Annotated in this window: 18 protein-coding genes and 1 tRNA gene; 9 read left to right on the top strand and 10 right to left on the bottom strand. The window is 42.5% G+C overall.

Annotation, left to right across the window (positions count from 1 at the left end; genetic code table 11):
• Window positions 1-97 precede the first annotated feature (97 nt).
• Window positions 98-4,762, top strand: coding sequence for an amino acid adenylation domain-containing protein (locus K9M07_00920; protein MCF7851784.1), 4,665 nt, complete (start codon window positions 98-100; stop codon window positions 4,760-4,762).
• Here the strand turns inward: K9M07_00920 and K9M07_00915 are convergent.
• The 7 genes from K9M07_00915 to K9M07_00885 form a co-directional block, all read right to left on the bottom strand.
• Window positions 4,759-5,505 (bottom strand): MBL fold metallo-hydrolase, encoded by a 747-nt coding sequence (locus K9M07_00915; GenBank protein MCF7851783.1) that lies wholly within the window; start codon window positions 5,503-5,505, stop codon window positions 4,759-4,761. The genes K9M07_00920 and K9M07_00915 overlap by 4 nt on opposite strands.
• Window positions 5,477-6,097 carry a 4'-phosphopantetheinyl transferase superfamily protein gene (locus tag K9M07_00910; GenBank protein ID MCF7851782.1) on the bottom strand — a complete coding sequence of 207 codons (621 nt, stop codon included), beginning with the start codon at window positions 6,095-6,097 and terminating at the stop codon, window positions 5,477-5,479. Before K9M07_00910 ends, K9M07_00915 begins: the two co-directional genes overlap by 29 nt.
• Window positions 6,098-6,159: 62 nt before the next feature.
• The gene (rplT, locus tag K9M07_00905) at window positions 6,160-6,516 is read right to left on the bottom strand and encodes a 50S ribosomal protein L20 (GenBank protein MCF7851781.1); all 357 of its coding nucleotides are present in this window, start codon (window positions 6,514-6,516) and stop codon (window positions 6,160-6,162) included.
• A 19-nt stretch (window positions 6,517-6,535) separates the two neighbouring features.
• Window positions 6,536-6,724, bottom strand: a complete 189-nt coding sequence (gene rpmI, locus K9M07_00900) for a 50S ribosomal protein L35 (GenBank protein MCF7851780.1) — start codon at window positions 6,722-6,724, stop codon at window positions 6,536-6,538.
• A gap of 1 nt (window position 6,725) precedes the next feature.
• Complete coding sequence (infC, locus tag K9M07_00895) at window positions 6,726-7,265, bottom strand: translation initiation factor IF-3 (protein MCF7851779.1); 540 nt, start codon at window positions 7,263-7,265, stop codon at window positions 6,726-6,728.
• Window positions 7,266-7,323: 58 nt separating this feature from the next.
• Window positions 7,324-8,730, bottom strand: coding sequence for a hypothetical protein (locus K9M07_00890; protein MCF7851778.1), 1,407 nt, complete (start codon window positions 8,728-8,730; stop codon window positions 7,324-7,326).
• A gap of 21 nt (window positions 8,731-8,751) precedes the next feature.
• Window positions 8,752-8,825, bottom strand: a tRNA-Val gene (locus K9M07_00885).
• Window positions 8,826-8,993: 168 nt separating this feature from the next.
• Between K9M07_00885 and K9M07_00880 the strand changes: the two genes are divergently transcribed.
• From K9M07_00880 to K9M07_00860, 5 genes are all read left to right on the top strand, one after another.
• Window positions 8,994-9,560, top strand: a complete 567-nt coding sequence (locus K9M07_00880; GenBank protein MCF7851777.1) for a class I SAM-dependent methyltransferase — start codon at window positions 8,994-8,996, stop codon at window positions 9,558-9,560.
• 123 nt (window positions 9,561-9,683) lie between these two features.
• A complete protein-coding gene (locus K9M07_00875) occupies window positions 9,684-11,876 on the top strand; it encodes a hypothetical protein (protein ID MCF7851776.1) in 2,193 nt (730 codons plus the stop codon).
• Between the two features lie 53 nt (window positions 11,877-11,929).
• Complete coding sequence (locus K9M07_00870) at window positions 11,930-12,517, top strand: Maf family protein (protein ID MCF7851775.1); 588 nt, start codon at window positions 11,930-11,932, stop codon at window positions 12,515-12,517.
• Window positions 12,490-14,166: a HEAT repeat domain-containing protein gene (locus K9M07_00865; GenBank protein MCF7851774.1), complete on the top strand. Its 1,677-nt coding sequence runs from the start codon at window positions 12,490-12,492 to the stop codon at window positions 14,164-14,166. The genes K9M07_00870 and K9M07_00865 overlap by 28 nt, the downstream gene beginning before the upstream one ends.
• Window positions 14,167-14,348: 182 nt before the next feature.
• Entirely contained in the window at window positions 14,349-16,490 is a 2,142-nt protein-coding gene (locus K9M07_00860) for a hypothetical protein (GenBank protein MCF7851773.1), read from the top strand.
• 7 nt (window positions 16,491-16,497) lie between these two features.
• On the opposite strand, the gene def is transcribed toward K9M07_00860, so the two are convergent.
• Genes def through tpiA form a run of 3 tightly spaced genes read right to left on the bottom strand, consistent with a single transcriptional unit; the run spans window position 16,498 to window position 18,041 of the window.
• A complete protein-coding gene (def, locus tag K9M07_00855) occupies window positions 16,498-17,028 on the bottom strand; it encodes a peptide deformylase (GenBank protein ID MCF7851772.1) in 531 nt (176 codons plus the stop codon).
• A 4-nt stretch (window positions 17,029-17,032) separates the two neighbouring features.
• Window positions 17,033-17,323, bottom strand: a complete 291-nt coding sequence (secG, locus tag K9M07_00850) for a preprotein translocase subunit SecG (GenBank protein ID MCF7851771.1) — start codon at window positions 17,321-17,323, stop codon at window positions 17,033-17,035.
• A gap of 10 nt (window positions 17,324-17,333) precedes the next feature.
• Window positions 17,334-18,041: a triose-phosphate isomerase gene (gene tpiA, locus K9M07_00845; GenBank protein MCF7851770.1), complete on the bottom strand. Its 708-nt coding sequence runs from the start codon at window positions 18,039-18,041 to the stop codon at window positions 17,334-17,336.
• A gap of 349 nt (window positions 18,042-18,390) precedes the next feature.
• Between tpiA and K9M07_00840 the strand changes: the two genes are divergently transcribed.
• The 3 genes from K9M07_00840 to xseB all read left to right on the top strand — a co-directional run bounded on the left by K9M07_00840 (window position 18,391) and on the right by xseB (window position 20,970).
• On the top strand, window positions 18,391-19,239 hold the full coding sequence (locus K9M07_00840; protein ID MCF7851769.1) for a hypothetical protein: 849 nt from the start codon (window positions 18,391-18,393) through the stop codon (window positions 19,237-19,239).
• A 109-nt stretch (window positions 19,240-19,348) separates the two neighbouring features.
• The gene (xseA, locus tag K9M07_00835; GenBank protein MCF7851768.1) at window positions 19,349-20,686 is read left to right on the top strand and encodes an exodeoxyribonuclease VII large subunit; all 1,338 of its coding nucleotides are present in this window, start codon (window positions 19,349-19,351) and stop codon (window positions 20,684-20,686) included.
• Window positions 20,687-20,694: 8 nt separating this feature from the next.
• Window positions 20,695-20,970 (top strand): exodeoxyribonuclease VII small subunit, encoded by a 276-nt coding sequence (gene xseB / locus K9M07_00830; protein ID MCF7851767.1) that lies wholly within the window; start codon window positions 20,695-20,697, stop codon window positions 20,968-20,970.
• The last annotated feature ends 11 nt before the right edge of the window (window positions 20,971-20,981 follow it).

The following is a 20,981-nucleotide window of genomic DNA, read 5'->3' as shown; positions in this document are numbered from 1 at the left end:
TTTGGAGAAAAATACTGGCGCATACGGCCAGTATTAAACTCAACTTGAGCATAAAGAATGGGCCTTTGCAATTTGAGCAGCTTATCCGCCATTAATCATGTGCAGTTTTCCGTCAGGAAAACTCGCACATCGCGTCAATATTGAAATCTATATTCTCGACTCTGCATTGCAGCCCGTTGCAATTGGAGCTGTAGGCGAACTTTTTATTGGGGGCATCGGTCTTGCACGGGGATATTTAAATCAAGAAGAACTCACTCAAGAAAAATTCATTCCTCATCCTTTGAAAAAAGGTGAAAGACTTTATCGCACGGGTGATTTATGCCGATTTCAAGTCGATGGCGCGATTGAGTATTTAGGGCGTATAGATTTTCAGGTTAAGTTGAGGGGGTTCCGCATTGAGCTAGGTGAAATTGAATCCGTTTTGAAAAATCACCCTTTAGTTAAAAATGCGGTAGTCATTGCTAAAGAAGACTCCCACAGGCAAAAATATCTCGCTGCATATCTTTTGCTCCAAAACAATTGCGAGGCTTCAGAAATCTCAAATTTATCTGATGAATTAGGAATTGATCTCCCCGATTATATGATCCCCAGCGCATTTGTCGTTGTTGATCAATTTCCCATTAGCCCAAATGGCAAACTCGATATCAAACAATTACCGGAACCTCAAATTAAGACGATGGCCCGAAGCGAAAATTATATCGCCCCAAGAAATGAAACCGAACAGGCTTTGCAAGCATTATGGAGTGAACTACTGTCTGCGGAAACAATTGGAATCAGGGATCATTTTTTTGCATTAGGAGGCCATTCTCTCTTAGCAATGCAGCTAGTCCTCAAAATTAAGCGCACACTGAAAAAAAACATCGCTTTGCCCGATATTTTTATGTATCCAACCATTGAAAAACAAGCCGAGCTACTTGCCAAACGCGATAGTTCGAATGAAATAGTATCCATACTTCAACATGATGCAGCACACCGTTTTACCCCCTTTCCTATGACAGATATTCAACGCGCCTATCTCTTAGGCCGGACAGATGCCTTTTCCTTAGGAGGAATCTATTCGCATATCTATTCCGAAAATGAAATCGAGCATTTAGATATTGAGAGACTGGAACAAGCGTTGAATCATTTGATTGCGCGGCACGATATGCTCCGAGCCGTGATTTTGGAAGACGGCACACAACATGTTCTTGAAAAAGTGCCTTATTATCATATCAAATTGAACCATAACGATTATCTTTGCGTCCGAAAATCAATGACAAAAACAGCTAGAGATCATGGACAATGGCCATTATTTGAGGTGCAATGCACTCAGCTAAACACCTCAAAAACTGTAGTCCATTTTTATTTTGATCTACTCATTGCAGATGGCACAGGTCTTGAAGTGATTTTCGACGAGCTTTCCTCTTATTACCGGCGTCAAAGTTTTTTCCAACCCGAGTTAACAGTTCAATATCGAGATTGCATTCTAGCTCTTGACAAAGAAACTGAAGCGTTAAAAAGAGCAAAAGCTTATTGGTTTCAGCGCATTGATCAATTACCCGAGGCTCCCGAACTCCCAACGGCAACCTTTCAAGATGACAATACCCCCGAATTTGTCAGACGCTTTGGAAGACTGGAGCCCAACGAGTGGAAAAGCTTTCAAAAAAGAGCTTCATCCATGGGGATTACCGTCGCGGCTCTTTTAATGACTTTATATGGAGAGGTTTTAAAAACATGGAGTAAATCCCCCCATTTCACATTAAATGTGATGTTTTTTAATAGACCTCCACTTCATCCCGATATCGATCGTATTGTTGCTAATTTCAGCACCACGCTTCTTCTTGAAATGAACTTGTCAGGACAAAGGACATTAGAGGAAAAGGCACACTGCATTCAAGAACAATTGCTCAAAGATCTCGAGCATAGTTCTTTTAATGGCATTAAAGTCCTCAATGAACTCAATCGACGACGCAACGGCTCTAAAGCGGCTGCCATGCCTGTTGTCTTTGCTTGCGCCCTTAATTTACGCCCACCTCAAGAAGAAAGAGAGCCCTCGCTGTTCAAATGGTATGGACGAGGCGTTTCATATAATCAACTTGAAACGCCACAGGTTTGGGTTGATCATCAAGTTTTTGAGGATGATGATGGTTCGTTGAGTTTTTACTGGGATGTACGTGATGGTTATTTTCCTGAGGGAATGATTGGTGCGATGTTTGAAACCTATCAAACGCTTTTAAAAACAGTGGCTCATTGCGCTTCAATCCCGGAAAGCCTTGTACCTAAACGCGATCTCGAAATTGTTGAAAAAGCCAATGCAACGGGATCTCATCCGGTTGAAGATTACCTGCACATTGACTTCTTTCAATGCGCTCAAAGCCGGCCCCAAAATATTGCCTTAATCACTTCAAATGAAACTATCTCCTATGGGGAGTTAGCTCACACAGCATTGTTTTTATCAAAGCAACTAAAAGAATTGGCCATCCAACCGAATCAGTGTATTGCAATTATTATGGATAAAGGATGGGAGCAAGTCGCTGCAGCTCTAGCGATTCACGCCTGCGGAGCTGCTTATATTCCAATTGATGCTGCACTTCCACAACAAAGAATTGAGCAGATTTTATCTATCAGCCAGTGCAAAGGAGCTGTGATTCAAAAGGGATTTCAACTCAACCTATCCGTACGTACATTCCTCTTAGAAAATGTTGTGATGGGATCTGATTTTGCTATTCCCACTCCTATCCAACAACCAAATGATCTCGCATATGTTATTTTTACTTCGGGATCAACAGGCATACCCAAAGGAGTGATGATTGAACACCGGGCCGCTAAAAACACGATCAAATCGATGGGCTCAAAATATCAAATTTCTGAGAAAGACCGCTCAATTGCGCTCGCTTCACTCTCTTTTGACTTGTCAGTTTTTGATATTTTTGCCCCTTTATCATATGGGGGATCGCTTTTTATCCCAACAGATGACGAAGTAAAAAACCCCTCTGCTTGGATTGATGCCATTGGCAACCACCAAATTACGATATGGAATTCAGCACCGGCTCTAATGCAAGTACTCATCGATTATTTGGAACTGTCCCCTCTTTGCAATGAATCTCTTCGCCTTATCTTAATGAGCGGTGATTGGATCCCTACAGCTTTGCCTCATCGCATATCCCGATTTTTTAAAGCTCAAGTGATCAGCTTAGGCGGTGCAACTGAAGCTTCCATTTGGTCAAATGATTATCCTATTGAAACTGTAGATCCCTCTTGGGTGAGCATTCCTTATGGAAAACCTCTTCCCAACCAACAAATGATGGTTTTAGATGAGAATTTAAAGCCTAAACCTCTATTTACCCCCGGAATGATTTACATCGGAGGAGAAGGACTCGCTCGTGGGTATCTCGGCGATGATCAAAAAACTAAAGAGGCTTTTGTCTTTGATCCCAAATCGGGAAAACGCCTTTATCGGACCGGAGATTTAGGACGACTACATCCGGATGGAAATATCGAATTTTTAGGAAGAGAAGATCTTCAAGTTAAGGTTCAAGGCTATCGCATTGAACTCGAGGAAATCGAAGCAGCTATTGCATCACTTGATCCCATTGATGGCGTTGTTGTCAGAATAACCGGAGACAAAAATGAAGCCAAACGCATTGTTGCCTTTTATAAAAGCGAACAAAAAATCGATGTAGAATGGATGAAATCACATGTTGAAACTACCCTGCCATTTTATATGACCCCCTCTTTATTTGTTCAACTCGATCATTTTCCCCTGACATCAAACGGAAAAATCGATACAAAAACGCTGCTTGCCCAACTCAGGGTGCAGGATCAAAGTGAAGTCTACGAAGAACCTGTTGGATCTATGGAAATCAAAATGGCCAATATTTGGAAAGATCTTCTCCATATAGAAAAAGTCAGCAGAAATGACAACTTTTTTTCATTGGGCGGAACCTCATTTCTTGCTTTTCAAATGATTCATCAATGCCAAAAGCAATTGGGCCTTTCTATTCCCCTTTCGCTACTATTTAAAAAAGGATCGATTCGCGGGCTACTTGAAAATGAAAAAAAGAACGAAGACACTTCTTTTGTCGTTTTAAAAGAAGAGGGAGATAAATCTCCTTTATTTTTAGTCCACCCTTCGGGCGGAGGAGCGCTTTGCTATACTGAATTTGCAGAGCATTTAAATTATAAGGGACCCATTTATGCTTTTCAATCACCCGGTTATATGGAATCTAGACCTTTTCTTCCTACTGTAAAAGAAATGGCTGAGCATTATCTGAGTCTCATTCGCAAGGCTCAAAAAACAGGCCCTTATCGCTTAGGAGGCTGGTCATTTGGAGGTGTTGTTGCTTATGAAATGGCCCTCCAATTACAAAAAATGGGTGAAAGTCTCCTTCCGCTTATTATGATTGATTCCCCTGCACCGATAAAACGCAATATCCCAAATGCAGCGACACTACAAACATGGTTTTTAGAAGAATATCAAGGAATCCTGGATCAAATGGAAGTCGAGGCAAAGGACAATCTCTTTGCCGTCTTTAAAAATAACATCTCCGCCCTGATTAATTATCAGCCCAAAACTTCTGAGTTACCAATTGTGTTGATGCGAGCAACCCAAATTAAGAGCAGCCACCTTAAAGAACATCCCCACTGTTATGAAGATCACTGGGGGTGGAATTTGATCACAAGAGGAAATATTGCCATTCATTCCTTCGATACGGACCACTCTTCGATCTTGCAAAATGCGTGTTTACATCAAATTGCCGACATTTGCAAAAAAGTGCTCTAAACGACTATTTCAGTACCGGTTGCAGTGAGAATATAGTCCTCGCCATAAGCCTCTTTAAATTGACTCATCGCGCGCACACCCGCACAATGACAAGGCGCTACTTTTTCAACACCGAGCTCTTTAAATTGTTTGACAACAGCCGCAGATGTCGATGACCAACTGTGATGCAAATGAAATCCCCCAATCACCATATAAACGGGCACTCCTAACTTCTCTTGAGCGGCTCTGATGATACGAATAATCCCGGGATGAGCACATCCGGTGACAACAATCACCCCCTTTTTATCGGCACGATTTAAGAAAAGAGCCTGCTCGTACAGTCCACAAACTCCCCCTTTCAATACGATGGAGTGAATATCACTGCCGTGATCAGCACTGCTATCTACTCTTATGACAAGAAGGCCCCGAGGAATTTTTTTATCGAATGATTTGGGAAATGGAGCAGGTAAAATCACTTTAGTCCCCTCCTTCAATCGACTTAATACTTCTTCAAAACCGGCTGTATGATCCCAGTGTTTATGGGAAAAGAAAATATCTGTTATCTCATCGAGTTTAATCCCTTTTTCTCTCAAATTGTCTAAATAAGCCTCTAAATTACCACCGGTATCAAATAAGATTTTTCTTCCTTGCCACTCAATATAGCATGCAAAGCCAAATCCCTCTCTCATCTTCGCATCAGATGACCGATTATCATAGAGCACATCTAATTTCATTTCATAGGCAGTAGTTGCAGCAGCGCACATTTGCTTCCTCACGAGTTGTTGCAAGGTGAGCGATGTATGGATCCTCTAACTGCAGCGGATGGAAAGTCCACTCACATTGGAGATCTTCAGTATCGAGTCGATTGAGATGATCCGTAAGACCTATTCCCATCGCCTTCACCCAAGCTTCTTTTTTTGTCCAAACAGAAAGAAAATATTTTTTTCTTTCATTTTCAAGCAGTATAGAGGAATGCGATTTTTCGGCATCTGAAAAAAGAAAATCTTCCGCTGACTTCGACCAAACCTTAGGGTGGCAGCATTCGATATCAATCCCAATTGGACCATAAGACGAAATTGCAATAAGGGATTTTTCATGACTGTAACTGACATTAAAATGCATCCCCTTAACTTCAGGCTTGCCAAAGGGATTTGAAAATATCTCGATTCGTTTAGGATCTACGTTGAGCTCTCTTGAAAGAAGAACTCTTAAAGAACCTCTCGTGGCAATGAAACGATGGCGATCTCTTTTGAACTTGTAATTCGATGCCCGCTCCCATTCTTTTTCTGATAATATATTCTGAAAAAGCTCTAAGGAATGGCTAAGGGGGTTGATTTGATAAATATATACAGTCATAAAAAAACGCTGAGCTCATAATTGAGTTCAGCGTTTTTTTATTCAAGATAAAACAGTCGGATTTATACCAGAGCTGCTTTCGCTTCATTGACAACTGCAGCAAACCCTTTTGGGTCGTGAATTGCAAGTTCAGAAAGCATTTTGCGGTCGATTAAACAACCGGCTTTTTTCAAGCCATCCATGAATTTGCTGTATGAAATTCCATGAATTTTAGCGGCAACTGAAATACGTGTAATCCAGAGCGATCTGAATTCTCTTTTCTTCTGTTTTCTATGAATGTAGTTGAAAGCCATCGCATTCATAACAGCATCTTTTGTCAAGCGGAGGTGATTCTTTCTGTCTCCAAAGAACCCCTTTGCTTTCTTTAAAAGGCGCTTTCTCCTGCGATGTCTTGCTGTTGAGCTAGTTACTCTTACCATTGGATTCCCTCAATATCTTTTACTTTACGCCCATCATCATCTTATACTTATCCAAGTGTGAAGACTTGACTAAGTCAGGAGCTGCGAGATGGCGCTTATGCTTTGATGATTTTTTTGTCAAAATATGACGACGCCCTTGTTTGTGTCTGACAAGTTTACCTGTGCCAGTCACTTTAAAACGGGATTTCATCGCCTTGCAGGATTTCATTTTAACCTTGGTCACTGTTTAGACTCCCTTGCTTATAATTCTTTTTTGCTCCGGGCGCTAAAATGACGAGAAGACTTTTCCCAAACATTTTTGCATTGCCTTCCGGAGTTGCAACATCCTGGAGGTGCTGCACTAAATAATTGACCACTTTATGTCCTAAATCGATGAACATCACTTCACGACCGCGAAACATACAAGTAACCTTCACTTTATACCCTTTCTCGATAAAATCTCGCGCATGTTTTAATTTAATGTCGAGATCGTGTTTATCGATGTTGGGTTTAACCTTAATTTCTTTTACCTTAATCTGATGCTGAGATTTTTTACTCTCTTTTTCCTTCTTTGTCTGCTGGTAACGGAACTTACCGTAATCAACAATTTTACAAACAGGAGGATTAGCATTAGGAGATATCTCTACTAAGTCCAGTCCTTCTTCTTCAGCCAATCTCATCGCTTCCATGGAAGAAATAATTCCAATTTGCTTCCCATCAGATCCAATCACACGAACTTTCGGTGCTCTAATTTCTCTGTTTACTCTCAAGTGTAGAAATACCTCAGATAAAAAAACTTTGGCCCAAGTCTAACATTTCCTACGACTTTTATGCACTGATTAAAAACAAATTTGCGATTTTTTCAAGTGAAGTCGTCTCTAATTTTTTCTTTCCTAAAGAGCGATACAGCACGCTCTTAGCATCGATGAGCGCAATAAAGTGAGGGGCATGAGAGATCTGCGCCCTTTGAATTGCCTCTGATTTTGTCCCAAACGCTTCGCGATAAAACCGCACCCGAAGCCCTAATTTTTCACATTCATTTTTAAATTCAATGGCAGCTGATTCAAAATCCTTTTTTAAAAACCCAATTTCAATTTGAACAGGATTTAAAAAATAAGGTATCTCGCCCTCATTTTTCTCGATGACAAGCGCAACAAAAGCTTCAAGGTCACAAAACACACTCACATCGAGTTGGAACGTGTGAGGTCCAACGGCAGAAACCGACAAAAAGGAGAGCGGATGCGCTCTTCCATAGACGTCTAAAACCCTCAAGTAAATGCCCTCAGGAGACTCCATAAGCGCACTCAAACTCACATCGCTCAAAGGCTCTTGAACTAGGCCCGAGCGCTCCCAAAGAGAGTTGATAAAACAAAGACAATTTTTTAAATCTTCCTCAAGCACTTTTTGAGACCCTTCAAAGCGAAGGCAATCGCAAAACCCTTGGGGAAGAGCAAATAACCCTTCTCCATCTGCCTCGCCTCGATCAACAAGCCCCCATTCGGCAAGGCGATGTTTTTTCTTATGGAGCGCTTGATAACGATCAAAGCGCTCTTGCAAAGGATCAAAACCCGGCGTTGCAATCAAATCGACATTGAAATATTTCAATTCTCGATACCAGGTATCGCGCAAAATTGTTTTGATTTTTTCCCCTTGATCACTCCAATATACCCCGTCTTCTTCAATCGAAAAAAAGTGCAGTTTTTTTCCTAAAAGCTCATGACTATATTTATGAGCGTGGCGGTAAGCTTTGATCTTCTCTTTCAGCGCGCTTTGATCCTCAGCCCCTACGGCAGTAATGCGAACAACGGGGCGATTTTTCCACTCGGAAACGACCTCCCAGCCGACAATCTTTGCAACCTGAAAAGGGACCTGACAGATAAACTCCTCTCCGACAAGATCATAGAACTCTTCAATTTTTATGACGGAAACAATGGGAAGAGCGCTTTGACTTGCACTGTCTGCTCGAATGAAGTGCCCATGATGCTTCAAAAGCTCGCGCGCATTAGAAGGGATCATTTCCATCATTTCAATGCTTTTAGGCGCATTAAAGAAGGCGCGCAAATTCTCTTCAATAAGGCGCACGATCTCATCGGAAAACTCAAAATCAAAAATAAAATGGTAATAGAAAGCGACCGGGTTAGATCCGCCTCCAACGAGTTTTGTGCGAGAAAAAAGAGACTTAACAATATAAGCAAGAACTTGAGGGGCAATATAGTCTTTTCTGACGGCTTTCATAGATCTAATAACACAAATGAATGGGATATAGCTGACTCGAACAGCTGACCTCCACCATGTCAAGGTGGCGCTCTAACCAACTGAGCTAATACCCCATTTGGAATGAAATTTGTCAAAACAATACTGCATTTAACCAATTGATCGCAAGAGTATTTTCACTCGACTTTCTTATAATTTTGTCTTTTCTGAGAGCGATTGGTTATGTTAGCGCTATAGGATTTTTAAGTTGCCCGTTAAATCAAAGAGTAAGACAATGCTTACCCATGAAGCCACACATTGAACTCACACACCGATTATGGAAAGAGCATCTTAAGCCAAATGATACGGCTATTGATGCCACCTGCGGCAATGGCCACGACGCACTTGCCCTCGCTCTTCTCCTCCCCCAAGGATCCCTATACTGTATTGACATTCAGGAAGATGCAATCCGATCAACACGGCAAAGACTAGCCAACGCCCCCTTTGAGCAAAAACAACCCACAATCCATTTCCTCCACCAATCCCATGAAATCCTCCCCCCTTGCTCTCCTCACCTGATCGTCTACAATCTCGGTTACCTCCCCGGCTCTGATAAACAGGTCAAAACGCAAGGCAATACAACCCTTCAGAGCGTCTCAAAAGCCCTAGAACTCCTTAACCCCGGAGGCATCATTTCCATCACCTGCTATCCGGGACACGAAGAAGGCGAAGAGGAGGAAAGGCAATTACTCCACTGGTCCAAAAACATAAACAGCTTGTTTACAGTATCTTACACAAAATGGCCTCAAAAACCGAAAGCCCCATCCGTCTTATTTATCCACAAGCACCTGATCAGCAATAGTTTAAAGTAAAATCCTATCTCTTTGACTACCAATCTATTAGACTCAAAAATAACTTACTAAAACCCACGCTAATACCCACATATTTAATCGCTTATATGTTAAAATAAATATATAAAAAGGTGATTTTATATTATGGCAGCTCTAAGCAATTCTCGACCCCATATACCAACGGCAGATTCACTTCTTGCTATCACAAAAGATTTTTTGGACTCCTCAAGCTTAGGAGATCTTGATCAACGGATTAACATCCTTGCCAAGGAAAAACTCCCACACACAGCAATTCAAGACTTAAGAAACGAACTCAGCCGTAATATTGAGGTTTATGAATCAATTTTAGATCGAGTAGACAAATTACCGGAATCCGCTAGAAATAGCGATAACTTAAGTATTATACTTGATCCCATAAATACAATCAAAGAGCTTGCTTATAAATTAGGGGTGTCCCCACCTGATAGATTTTGCCAACCCTCTGCAGTTGCCCCTTATCTTCAATACGGATCAAAGCACCAAGGGGAATATCGATTTACTTTTCCCATATACCTTGGTTTCTCTAGTGTTGAAATTAGCGGATGCAATGCTTGCTCATTTACAGCGACTGAAGGAGCTCTTTTCCTCTTAAAGCACGCTGATAAGGAGGATGATTTTTTTACTCCTGAATGTATTGACCAAGCGACAGAAGCCGGCGCACGAAAATATGCTAAGTTCACATATAGCCGAAGTGATTATAGTGAACCTCTCTTACATTGGGATAACGACGCGAAACCTCAATACGAAGAAATTAACTATGATCGTGATTGCATAGGGGTTGGTCAGAGTGACGATGGTGACTCCTTACATGAGGCTCCTAAACTTGCCTATGAGTGCGCATTGAATACCCTAGTTGAAAAACATCTTCCCGGAAATGACGACAAGAGCATCGGAGTCATCTTCCAAAATGGTGGCTATTATTCTTCAATTGTTGTTACACGAAAAGATGGCGAGGTCTCATACCGATTGTATGACCCCCATGACATACTCTCTCTTAGAGTCTTTGGGCGCATGGAAGACGCAAAAGCTATGATTTCAAAAAGACTCAATCTTGATCAACTGAGCTCGCTACTAACCGTGATGCATCCGGGCGATCTTACACCTGGGGGCACCCAGTTATTTCCATTTACGCTAAAGGATAGTAGCCCTTCTGTAGCAGAACCTGCCTCTGCAGCTGCAACTTCAAGACCTCCTCAAAGAGGAACTCGAGACCACCTTCCTTCATCGGACGCAATGCCGGCTGCGGCAGCTGCGACTTCAAGAAGCCCAACTCCGCCTCGCGGCCCCTCACGGGCCTCAACTCAGGATGCCGAACCGGATCCAAGACTTTATAGTGCAAGAAATCTTCCTCTAGCCCCTCCAAGAGCTGAAGCAGCTGCAACCGGTCGAGACGCTGAATTGGTTTCAACACGTCCTGCATTAGAGATCGAAAGAGTCGGAGCTCAATATCAATGCAAAAGAGAGCACCTCTCTTTTACACCGGCACATCAGATTCTTTTAGATCCCGATTTGAAATCAGATTTGAGTGAGCGAGATATTGCAATGAAGCTACAAGAGCTTAGAGACTCAAGTCCGTCAGTTTATGCCCGTATCACCAAGCAGGCAGAAGACAAGAAATTGCTCAGCGAGCGCAAAATACAACTATCAACTGCCGGTCAAAAAGCTGACTGGATTGCCATTTTTATCAAAGCCTCTCTTCCGAACAGTCCGGAAATTAAAGAGAAAATTAAAAACCAAGCAATAGCAAAAGGTCTTATCATTGAGGGGAAAATTGGTAGTCCCACTCCAGAAAGCATCGAAGCTTGGAGGAAAATTTTCAATGACAATATGCCTCGTAGCCTATGTTCAGCAGACGATATGACAGACGCTCTTTATCGACTTAAACAACCCTCTCCTGAAAAGCATACTGCTCTTATAGAAGCAGCCAAAGCATCAGGGCTAATGACCGATGAGGTCATGCATTTTAAAAATAAGCTCCCTCAATGGAATGCTCTCCTTGATATTTTCTTATCCGATACTTCGGCAGTCTCTTTTGCTAAAAAACTAATGGAGAGACTACGACAACACGTTAGCGCATTAGTTTCTCTGATTGACGATCCGGCAAAAAAAATCATGCCCTCTGAGTTTGATTTGTTCAAAGGGTATCACGCTTTACTAGACGTAGCCTTTAAAGAATCTCCTCTTCTTTCTACAGGCTCTATTAGAGCCGAAATTGAAAGATCGGGGCATGACTACACATGGAGACATATCATCCACTATCTCCATCAAACTTTAAATGATCCTGATCATAGATTTTAATTGAGATCTGCATTAGCATTGACGTCAAGTGGATGTATGCTAATTTTTCAGTTATGATTATTTTAGGTTCAAAATCTCAACGTCGCCAAGAAATTTTTTCTTTTTTTTCCATTCCTTTTCAAGTCGCAGGTTCTATCTTTGATGAACGCTCCGTTCCCTTTCAGGGATTTGCTCGCGACTATGTCGAAACAATTGCTGTTGAAAAAGGGAGCGCTCTAGCACGAGACTATCCTGATTCGGTCATTTTAACGGCCGATACCGCCGTTTTTTTTGGGCGAGACGTTCTGAATAAACCCTCCTCATTTGAGGAGGCTTATGAGATGCTGACGCGTCTCAACGGCAAGAAACACGAAGTTGTGACGGGGGTTGCCATTCGCAGAGGAAATGAGGTGCATACTGCCTCTGAATCGACAATTGTCGAATTTAATCAACTCAACACCGAGCAAATCAAAGCCTATATCAAACACGTCGATGTCTTAGACAAGGCAGGGAGTTACGCGATTCAGGGCATCGGATCGCTATTGATTAAAAATATCGATGGCTGCTTTTATAACGTCATGGGCCTTCCCATGAATGCAACACGAGATCTCCTCGTCAAAATGAGAATTGATATATGGCAATATATAAAACCTTCTGCTTAACCGTTCTTTCTTCCCTCTCGCTCTTATGGAGCGATATCGATCCAAGGCATGTTTTATTTTTAATGAGTGCAGGAAAAGTTGAACGGGCAATCGAAGCCTATCAGAACTACCATCAAGAAACCGGCCTACATGATTTTGAAATCTTAGAAGAGATTGGGCGCATTTTAATTGAACAAGGTTGTGCAAGCAAAGACTTGGAAACGGGAATGATTAGTTTATATGGCGCCGCCATCTCAAGTTTAGCTCGTGTTGAAAACTTTCTGGAACATGCCGTGAGAAATCCCCATCCTAATGTGCAACTCGTTGCGCTTCAGCTCCTCTCTCGCATGAATAATGATGCGATTGACGACCTCATTGCAAAAGGAATGTCGTCGGAATTTTTAATGATCCGCCTAGAAACACTTCATCACCTCACTGCGCGCCGCTCAAAATTAGCCCTTGCCCATACCGACTCCCTCATGCGCATGCTCCCCCATGAGTTCAAGGTTTTTTTTCCCGATTTTTTTGCCTCTCTCGACTCTCCGGAGGCAACTTCGGCATTGAAAGCTTTAATCGCCGATCGGGATTTACAAGTCAGATTATCTGCCCTTCTCTCCGTTGCTAAATATATGCGGGATGATCTCCTTCCCGATGTGAAGACAGCCCTGAGCCATCCCAACCCGGCAGAAAGGGAAGCCTCTGCGCTTGTCGTTGGTTTTTTAAACGATTCAAGCAGCATTGAAGTGCTCAAAGAACTTTTAGACTCTCCCTATGAAGGAGTCAGACTTGCCGCTCTATTATCTCTTTTTCGCTTAGGTGACGAGTCGATGGCTATTAAAATCCAAGAAATGGCCATGACGGGCAATCCCTTTGCCATCCAAATGCTCAGCGACCTCCCACTCACCGAAGACCTTCTCTACAACCTTTCCCAGAATGAAGATCCGATGATTCAGCTCAATGCTGTAATGGCTCTTCTGAGAAAACGCGATCCGAGATCGCTCCCCTCTTTAATGCAGTTTTTAATTCGAGATATGAGCGACATTGGGTTTATCCCCAATTTTTCATTGGGAAGGGCTTTTATTGCATGGCGTCCCGTCCCTTCTGCAACCCAACAGGCAGAAAAGCTGCAAGTTGATCTCCCTTCAATCACATGGAATCTCAAAGAAGAAATGCTGATGCAAGCCATGGAGCTTCCTAACTCAGGTTTTATCTCCCTTGCAAAAGAGATTTTCGACCGAGGACAACAACAACTTATCCCATTAGTTGTCCGTCTACTTGAAAACATCCACACCGATGAGGCGATCACTCTTTTACAATACAACGCGAACAGAATAGGGTCTCCCCTCATTCGCTCCTATTGCCTTTTAGGTCTTTATCGACTCGGCAATGCCGGTGAATATGGTGAAAAGTTTTTAAGTTGGATCAATGAGCAAAAAGGAACGGAGCTCATCCGTTTTCGGCCCATTGCTCCTCGCACGCTCGATGTTGAGATCACATCGAACTATCATTTGACGCCCGAAGAAAACTCTGCTCTTCTTGTTGAATCTTTTGAAGCGATTGCACGAAAACACGAAACTTTAAGCATCGATTGCATTTTAAATGCTTTAAAAGACGGCAATATAAAGAATCGACCCGCTCTCGGTGGACTTCTTCTATTAGCTATTCATTGAAAAAAACACCTTTTCTAGAGATGATAGTCGCATTATAATTTTCATGATCGATGAAGTGAATGCCGTTACCTCGACTTTGTACATTTTTCGGACGCAAGTTTTGCAAGATTTTGACATACAATCAGTTACCAATTCCTGCAATCGGCTTGAACACGCCATTACAGGAATTGGTAACTGATTGTATGTTAAAAGATTGTGAAAATCGCGCTGAAAATTGTACAAAGTCGAGGTTACGTTATTTTTCGCATTGCGTATTATTTACATCCTTGTGCCTTGCTAACCTAGGCTATTGTCAAACGCCTGAAGACAATTCGACTCGAATGTGTGAGGAATGCGGATTAGATATTCGTCTCAGAGACCCCACTTTAGAGCGCTCCGTTTTATCCACATCGCATGGAGGAGTGATTAAAAATGAGGTGCTTCACCTCCAAGCTCGAGAAATCACCTACAACCAAATTGAGGGAACAATCAAGGCGCATGGTGATTTAATGCTGATTTATGATAAGCGCGTTTTCATTGGGAAAGACTTTTATTACAATATCAAAGAAGCCTCGGGGACTTTGATCCAAGGGAAAACATATGATGGATTATGGATCATTGGCGGTGATACAATCACCTTCGATGCAAGCCGATCAATTACCATCCAAAATGCTTTTTTAACGGCGAGTGAGACAGATCCCCCCGAGTATGACATTATTGCTAAAGAAATCAAACTCGAAGATCCCGCTCTTTTGAGGGCAAAAGCAACAAAATTTCGCGTAGCCCGCATTCCTATTTTTTATCTCCCCGTCTTTAAAGCCAATCTCGATCTATTCCAAGACACTTCGATCCGCTATAATGTCACTTGGGATCGCGGGCAGGGTCCAAAGTTTTCAATGCGCTATCGCATCTATTCTTGGGAAGAGGCGAGTTTGTTTTTTCGCTTCGATTTTAGAGTCAATCGCGGATTTGGCGGAGCTTTTGAAACGGACTACAAGTCCAAAAAGAGCGCTCTTTCATTTAAATCTAAAAGTTATTTAGCTCACGACACGTTTTGGGCTGATTTTGACCCCAATAAACGGATGACGCGCTGGAGACTGCAAGGAATTGGGCGTGCACAGAGTGAAGATAAAAATACCCGGGCATTTTTTCGCTACGATTGGATTAGCGACCGCAATATGCCGGGTGATTTCCCTAGCGATGACTTTGAATTAAATACGGCAAAGCGCACTGAATTCATTGCCAATCATATCAATCCCGCTGCAGTCACTGATGTATATGTCCGGCCTAACATCAATAAATTTCAGGGGTTTAAGCAAGAGCTTCCCACGCTTTACTGCGGTATACATCCCGTTGAATTTGGCAGCTCAAAAATCATGATGAATAATGCCCTTCAAGCCTCTTTTCTTGACTATGCTTATCCAAGGGACTTGGGCCGGGACATCCCCGGCTTTCATAGCATCCGCTTGGAGAGCCATCAAACACTTTATCGCCCCTTTCACCTGCTTAATATGACTCTCAGCCCCAATGTCGGATACCGCGGCATTCTTTACAGCAAAACCCCTCAGGACCAATCGATTATTGAAAACTTGCTCACCTATGGAATTCAAGGATCGACAACACTCACACGCCACTTCAAGTCGCTGCACCACTTTGTAAAACCCTATGCTAAATATGAAAGCCTGCGCCCCATGAAACAACGCAATCATTATATTTTTGATTTGAGAGATGGGTATGAGCGGATCAATGAACTGAAAATTGGCCTTGAAAATACTTTATACACTTCTGATATGCCGGGATCACCCCGCTTTCTTTTGGATGTTTTTGCCTACCGCTTTTTTGATACGCCCCAGCTCACGGGAAAATTTGCAAAAATCGGATCGCATATCGCCCTTCACTTTCCAAGACTCTCACTGACGGGAGATGTGATTTATAACAACCAAGAAAAACTCTATGACAAAGCCAATCTTGGTGTTAAATGGACACTTAATGAGTATTTTGCAATCGGCCTCGACTTTTTACATCGTTCGAAATATTACTACCGCAAGGATAATGAGGAAAACTTTATCCTCGATGTCACAAGGCCTGCGAGCGAGCTCATCAACACGCCCATTTCCGATCAGAGGAATTTGTTTTTAGTGCGCACTCAACTCAATATCCCCCCTAACTGGACACTCCAATTTGAGTCTCACACCGGATGGGGACGGCGCAATCAACCCTCCTATATGGAATATCGAATTGACCTTTATCGCATGATCACATCGCATTGGAAGTTTCGCCTTTCCTATATGCAAATGACCGACAACAAACAAGTTTCATTTGGATTGTCGCTGATTAGTTTTTAACTCATCTCTAAGAGCGGTATTTGCGTTTGATCGCTTGAAGGCTGTGTTCGATGCGGCGTCGATCTTTGGGATCGAGTCGATCAATAAAAAGGACGCCGTTAATATGATCATTTTCATGCATGATCACGCGGGCACGGTAGCCTGTTGCCCTTTCTTTGAAGAGATTGCCCTCGATATCCATGGCTTCAATCGTAATAGATTCAGGACGCCAAACATCGCCATAAACACCCGGGATCGACAAACATCCTTCCGGAACACAGATGCGAGTGTCGCTCGGATCAGAGAGGACCGGATTAATAAAGACTTGAGGCTCACCAAAAAGGGGGTGCCAGTTCTCATCTTCGCCAATGACATTTGTGATGAAGAGACGGATAGGCTTGCCAACCTGTGGGGCAGAAATTCCGACATCGTAAGGAGGCGAAATAGTCTCTTTTAGATTATCCACCAATGTTCTAATTTCATCTGTTATCTCTTTGAGCTCAGCACATTTTTTGCGGAGCACCGGGTGGCCAAAATAACAAAGAGGAAGTTTGACCACAGAACTACTCCCCACTTGCTTGCTCAATAACAGTAGGCACAGGCATATAGTTTTGAGTTCCTGCGGCGGACCAGATTGAAAGAATAATACACAAGGAAGCAAAGACAACTGCCATCCAACCCGTAAAACTTTTTAGAACGTCAGCCGTAGCCGTCCCAAATACGGAGGAGCCGTTATCTGACCCAAAAGCTGATCCCAGTCCCATACTTTTGCTCTCCTGAATCAGCACCACAAATGATAAAAGGAATGCAACGATTAAAAAAAGAGTGAGGAGCAAATAAAATAAAAATGACATGAATTTTCCTTTAACTTTTTACAATTTCGGCAAATGATTTTGGATCGAGAGAGGCTCCTCCGACCAAAAATCCATCAATATTGGGCTCTTCAAGCAATTCTTGAGCATTTGAGGCCTTTACGGAACCACCGTACAAAATTGTAATCGAATCTGCACTATTTTTTCCAACGATTTCCGCTAAGCACTTGCGGCAATGGCGATGAGCTTCCTCTGCGATATCTGGCGTTGCCGCCTCTCCCGTTCCAATAGCCCAAACCGGTTCATAAGCTAAAACCAGCTCCTTTCCCCCTCCAATATTGACCCCGCTTAATGCACTTTCTATTTGGCGTTTAAGCACTTGATCCATCTGCCCTGCACGCCGCTCTTCGAGCGTTTCACCAATACATAAAATCGGCAACAGCTTTTCGCTCAGAGCCAAATGCACTTTTTCTCGGATCACGGCATCGCTTTCAAAAAAAAGGTGCCGCCTTTCCGAATGTCCCAAAATGACAAAATCAATATTAAATTCTTGGAGCATGCGTATGGAAATCTCTCCGGTATACGCCCCCTCAACATACCGACTCATATTTTGCGCGCCAATGCGAATGGATTGAGGATGAGGATATGAGCTCAAGGCAGACAAAGCCGTATAGGGAGCTGCAATATAAGCATTGTGCCCCTGCACAAGAGGAATTAATTCCTCTAAAAATGCAGTCGCCTCTTCAGCTGTCTTATTCATTTTCCAATTAGCTGCAATAACCTTTTCTCTCACCTATGCCCTCCTTATCAAAATATCAATCTGAAGACTACATCGATTCCCCTCGAAAACTCAAGAAAAAAATATGCGTTCATCTTAGGAACATACCCTAGAAAAACGTCAACAAAAATTTTAATTATATGTTTTTTTGTTGGCGAAAATACCTCATTTCGGATAATGTACAAACATTCTTAAAGAATTTTAAACACAATCTTAACACTCCGAGAGGAGCAAGATGGGTTTAAAAAAAGTTAACTATCATCGAAACATTTGAGTTTTATAAATTTTTAATGACTTTAATATTTTAAAACTCAATTAAAGGAGTTTATTTATGGCGGCAATAGCAGCAACAAGCAAAGAACCAACCTCACTCGTTCCCTTTGTGAATCATGATTTCTACAACGCTCTTTTTGGAACAGCCCAAGCTGTAGCCCAATTGGGATACTGTGCAGTTCAATCAGGAGCTATCGTCCAAATCGCACGCATCATGCAAATCGCTATCACTGCAATTGCATCTCTCCCTCTTTCATACATGATAAAATTGATTCCCGGGAGCTCTTTGGTGACTCGGGAAATTCGCCCTTTAACAAATATCATCCAACCAAGTGAGCTCAATCTTTTACCCAGAAGCGCAGAACTTGCAGCAACACTCGCAACTGCAGTTGCTCTCACCTATTTCTTAGCAGAGGAAATGCCTGAAGCGGCTAAGCTTCCTGAATCTGCACTAGAAAAAAGAACATGGGCAGGACATCTTGCAGCATGGATGGGAAAAAGCCCAAAAGACGCTTCGGAAACACCCAAACGCACTATTTATACCCCCCCCAAAAAAGACACCCTTTCTAAACCGATTGTTGATTTCTTTTCGACTCGAAATATTAAGGCTCTTTCTACCGGGAATATTGTCCCCATTCAGGAAAGTGCGCAAAACATAGCTGAAGCATTTAAAGCAGTTTTTATCCCCTTGAGCGTCTCATTTTTACAATGGCTCGAAGTCCAAGGAGATGCAACTCAAAAGGGAAGCATTGCTTCTTATGTTTTCCACACATCGACCAATGTTCTAGCTAAGATCCCTGCGATAAGTTCGGATGCAGCACAAGGCAAAATTTCTCAGGTAGCAAAAAAAGTCATTGAATCTGTTGATGGGGCAGGCATTTCACCTAAACCTAACCCGGCAGAATAACGTTGCGCGGGATGATCAAATAGCTGGCTTAAAAAGCTGAAGGGTGCATTTTTTTAATGCATCCTTCTTTTTTTTCTTTTATGCTTCAGCAATTATTTTAGGAAAACATATGGATGACGCAAAAGGTGTCTTATCGGTATCGGCTCTAAACCGAGCCATTAAAATGGCAATTGAGCCGGGCTTTCAGGGGATTTGTGTGAAGGGAGAAGTCGGAGATTATCGACTTCAAGCTTCAGGGCATGAGTATTTCACCCTCAAAGACGATAAAAGTTTAATCAACTGCGTTTTTTTTAAAGGCTATCGAGCACAATCTCCACTCAAAATCAAGCCGGGAGATCAAATTATTATCGAGGGCGACCTCGGCGTTTACGAAGTCAGGGGAACGTATCAGATCATCGTTAAACGGGCCAAAGCAGCCGGTGTGGGCGATTTACTGATGAAAATCCATCAACTCAAGACCGAGCTCGAACAGCTGGGTTGGTTTAATAAAGAGAATAAAAAACCCCTTCCCCGCTTTCCTAAAACCATTGGCGTTGTGACCAGCCCGACAGGGAGTGTTATTCAAGATATTATCCATGTTTTAGAGAGGCGGCATGCCGGCTTTCACCTCGTTCTCAATCCGGTGAAAGTTCAGGGTGCCGGAGCAGCTGTTGAAATTGCACAGGCCATTGATGATATGAACCGATTTAACTTGGCAGATGTTTTAATCATCGGCAGAGGAGGCGGCTCTTTGGAAGATTTAATGCCTTTTAATGAGCGCTGCGTGGCTGAGGCTATTTTTAGAAGTCATATCCCGGTGATTTCCGCCGTAGGACATGAAACTGATGTCTCAATTGCCGATTTTGTCGCAGATTGCCGTGCTCCGACCCCCTCTGCTGCCGCAGAGATCGTATCAAGCGAAAAAGCTGCTTTATTAGACCGGCTTGCATTGGCTGAAGCAAGTTTAACGAAGACCATTGAAGACAAAGTGCGCGTTGCACATCGCCTCATGCGTACGGTTCAGGTAAGCCCCCTCTTCTCTGACCCGACCTATCTATTAAAGGAACATTTTCAAAAAGTAGATGATATTGACTACGACCTGCAAAGCTCTCTCATGCAATCACTCAAAGAAAAGCAGCTCAAAATCCAGGGCTTTGTCCGACAAAAAGAGAGTTTAAACCCGCTCAGACAGCTAAAAGAACTGAATCTTCGTCTCGATCAATACAAGTCCCGGCTACACATAGCAACAGCGACCCTTTTAGAAAAAAAGAAAAACCGCCTGGTTGCGCTACAGGATATTTATGCCTCTATCAATCCAAAAAAACTTCTCTCAAGAGGCTATTGCATTCCCTTTGCACAAAACTCAGATTCAGTTATCATTTCATCGAAGCAGCTTAAAATCAAAGAGCACTTTCGATTGCTCATGCAAGATGGGGAAGTTCTCTCACAAGTCGAAGACATCAAATAAGGCCTATTATGACAACACCTAAAAAAAATTTGACATTTGAAAAGGCGTATAGCCGTTTAGAAGAAATTCTCTCCAAGATGAATGGATCCGAAATTGCCCTTGAAGAGTCTCTTGTTTTATTTGAAGAAGCGGATGAGCTGATTCATCTTTGCAATGATAAACTCAAGGGAGCGCAAACAAAAATTGAAAAACTCCTTAAAGACCGCAACAACCATCTTGTCGTGAATGACAATGGAGTTGTCGAAAAAACGCTATTTACCACAAACGATGCCGCCTACCGATAAGATATATTTTC

The sequence above is a fragment of the Simkaniaceae bacterium genome (assembly GCA_021734805.1).
Taxonomy (GTDB): Bacteria; Chlamydiota; Chlamydiia; order Chlamydiales; family JACRBE01; genus Amphritriteisimkania.
The sequence above is the reverse complement of the archived record's forward strand: the minus strand, read 5'-3'. Positions and strand labels throughout refer to the sequence as shown.

What these genes read in the sequence shown, in the direction of transcription:
- K9M07_00910 (MCF7851782.1), bottom strand. Translation starts at nt 6,097, where the DNA reads ATGACTGTATATATTTATCAAATCAACCCCCTTAGCCATTCCTTAGAG.
- K9M07_00880 (MCF7851777.1), top strand. Translation starts at nt 8,994, where the DNA reads ATGAAGCCACACATTGAACTCACACACCGATTATGGAAAGAGCATCTT.
- K9M07_00870 (MCF7851775.1), top strand. Translation starts at nt 11,930, where the DNA reads ATGATTATTTTAGGTTCAAAATCTCAACGTCGCCAAGAAATTTTTTCT.
- tpiA (MCF7851770.1), bottom strand. Translation starts at nt 18,041, where the DNA reads ATGAATAAGACAGCTGAAGAGGCGACTGCATTTTTAGAGGAATTAATT.
- secG (MCF7851771.1), bottom strand. Translation starts at nt 17,323, where the DNA reads ATGTCATTTTTATTTTATTTGCTCCTCACTCTTTTTTTAATCGTTGCA.
- K9M07_00860 (MCF7851773.1), top strand. Translation starts at nt 14,349, where the DNA reads ATGTTAAAAGATTGTGAAAATCGCGCTGAAAATTGTACAAAGTCGAGG.
- K9M07_00915 (MCF7851783.1), bottom strand. Translation starts at nt 5,505, where the DNA reads ATGTGCGCTGCTGCAACTACTGCCTATGAAATGAAATTAGATGTGCTC.
- K9M07_00890 (MCF7851778.1), bottom strand. Translation starts at nt 8,730, where the DNA reads ATGAAAGCCGTCAGAAAAGACTATATTGCCCCTCAAGTTCTTGCTTAT.
- rpmI (MCF7851780.1), bottom strand. Translation starts at nt 6,724, where the DNA reads ATGAAATCCTGCAAGGCGATGAAATCCCGTTTTAAAGTGACTGGCACA.
- xseB (MCF7851767.1), top strand. Translation starts at nt 20,695, where the DNA reads ATGACAACACCTAAAAAAAATTTGACATTTGAAAAGGCGTATAGCCGT.
- xseA (MCF7851768.1), top strand. Translation starts at nt 19,349, where the DNA reads ATGGATGACGCAAAAGGTGTCTTATCGGTATCGGCTCTAAACCGAGCC.
- rplT (MCF7851781.1), bottom strand. Translation starts at nt 6,516, where the DNA reads ATGGTAAGAGTAACTAGCTCAACAGCAAGACATCGCAGGAGAAAGCGC.
- K9M07_00840 (MCF7851769.1), top strand. Translation starts at nt 18,391, where the DNA reads ATGGCGGCAATAGCAGCAACAAGCAAAGAACCAACCTCACTCGTTCCC.
- K9M07_00865 (MCF7851774.1), top strand. Translation starts at nt 12,490, where the DNA reads ATGGCAATATATAAAACCTTCTGCTTAACCGTTCTTTCTTCCCTCTCG.
- K9M07_00875 (MCF7851776.1), top strand. Translation starts at nt 9,684, where the DNA reads ATGGCAGCTCTAAGCAATTCTCGACCCCATATACCAACGGCAGATTCA.
- K9M07_00920 (MCF7851784.1), top strand. Translation starts at nt 98, where the DNA reads ATGTGCAGTTTTCCGTCAGGAAAACTCGCACATCGCGTCAATATTGAA.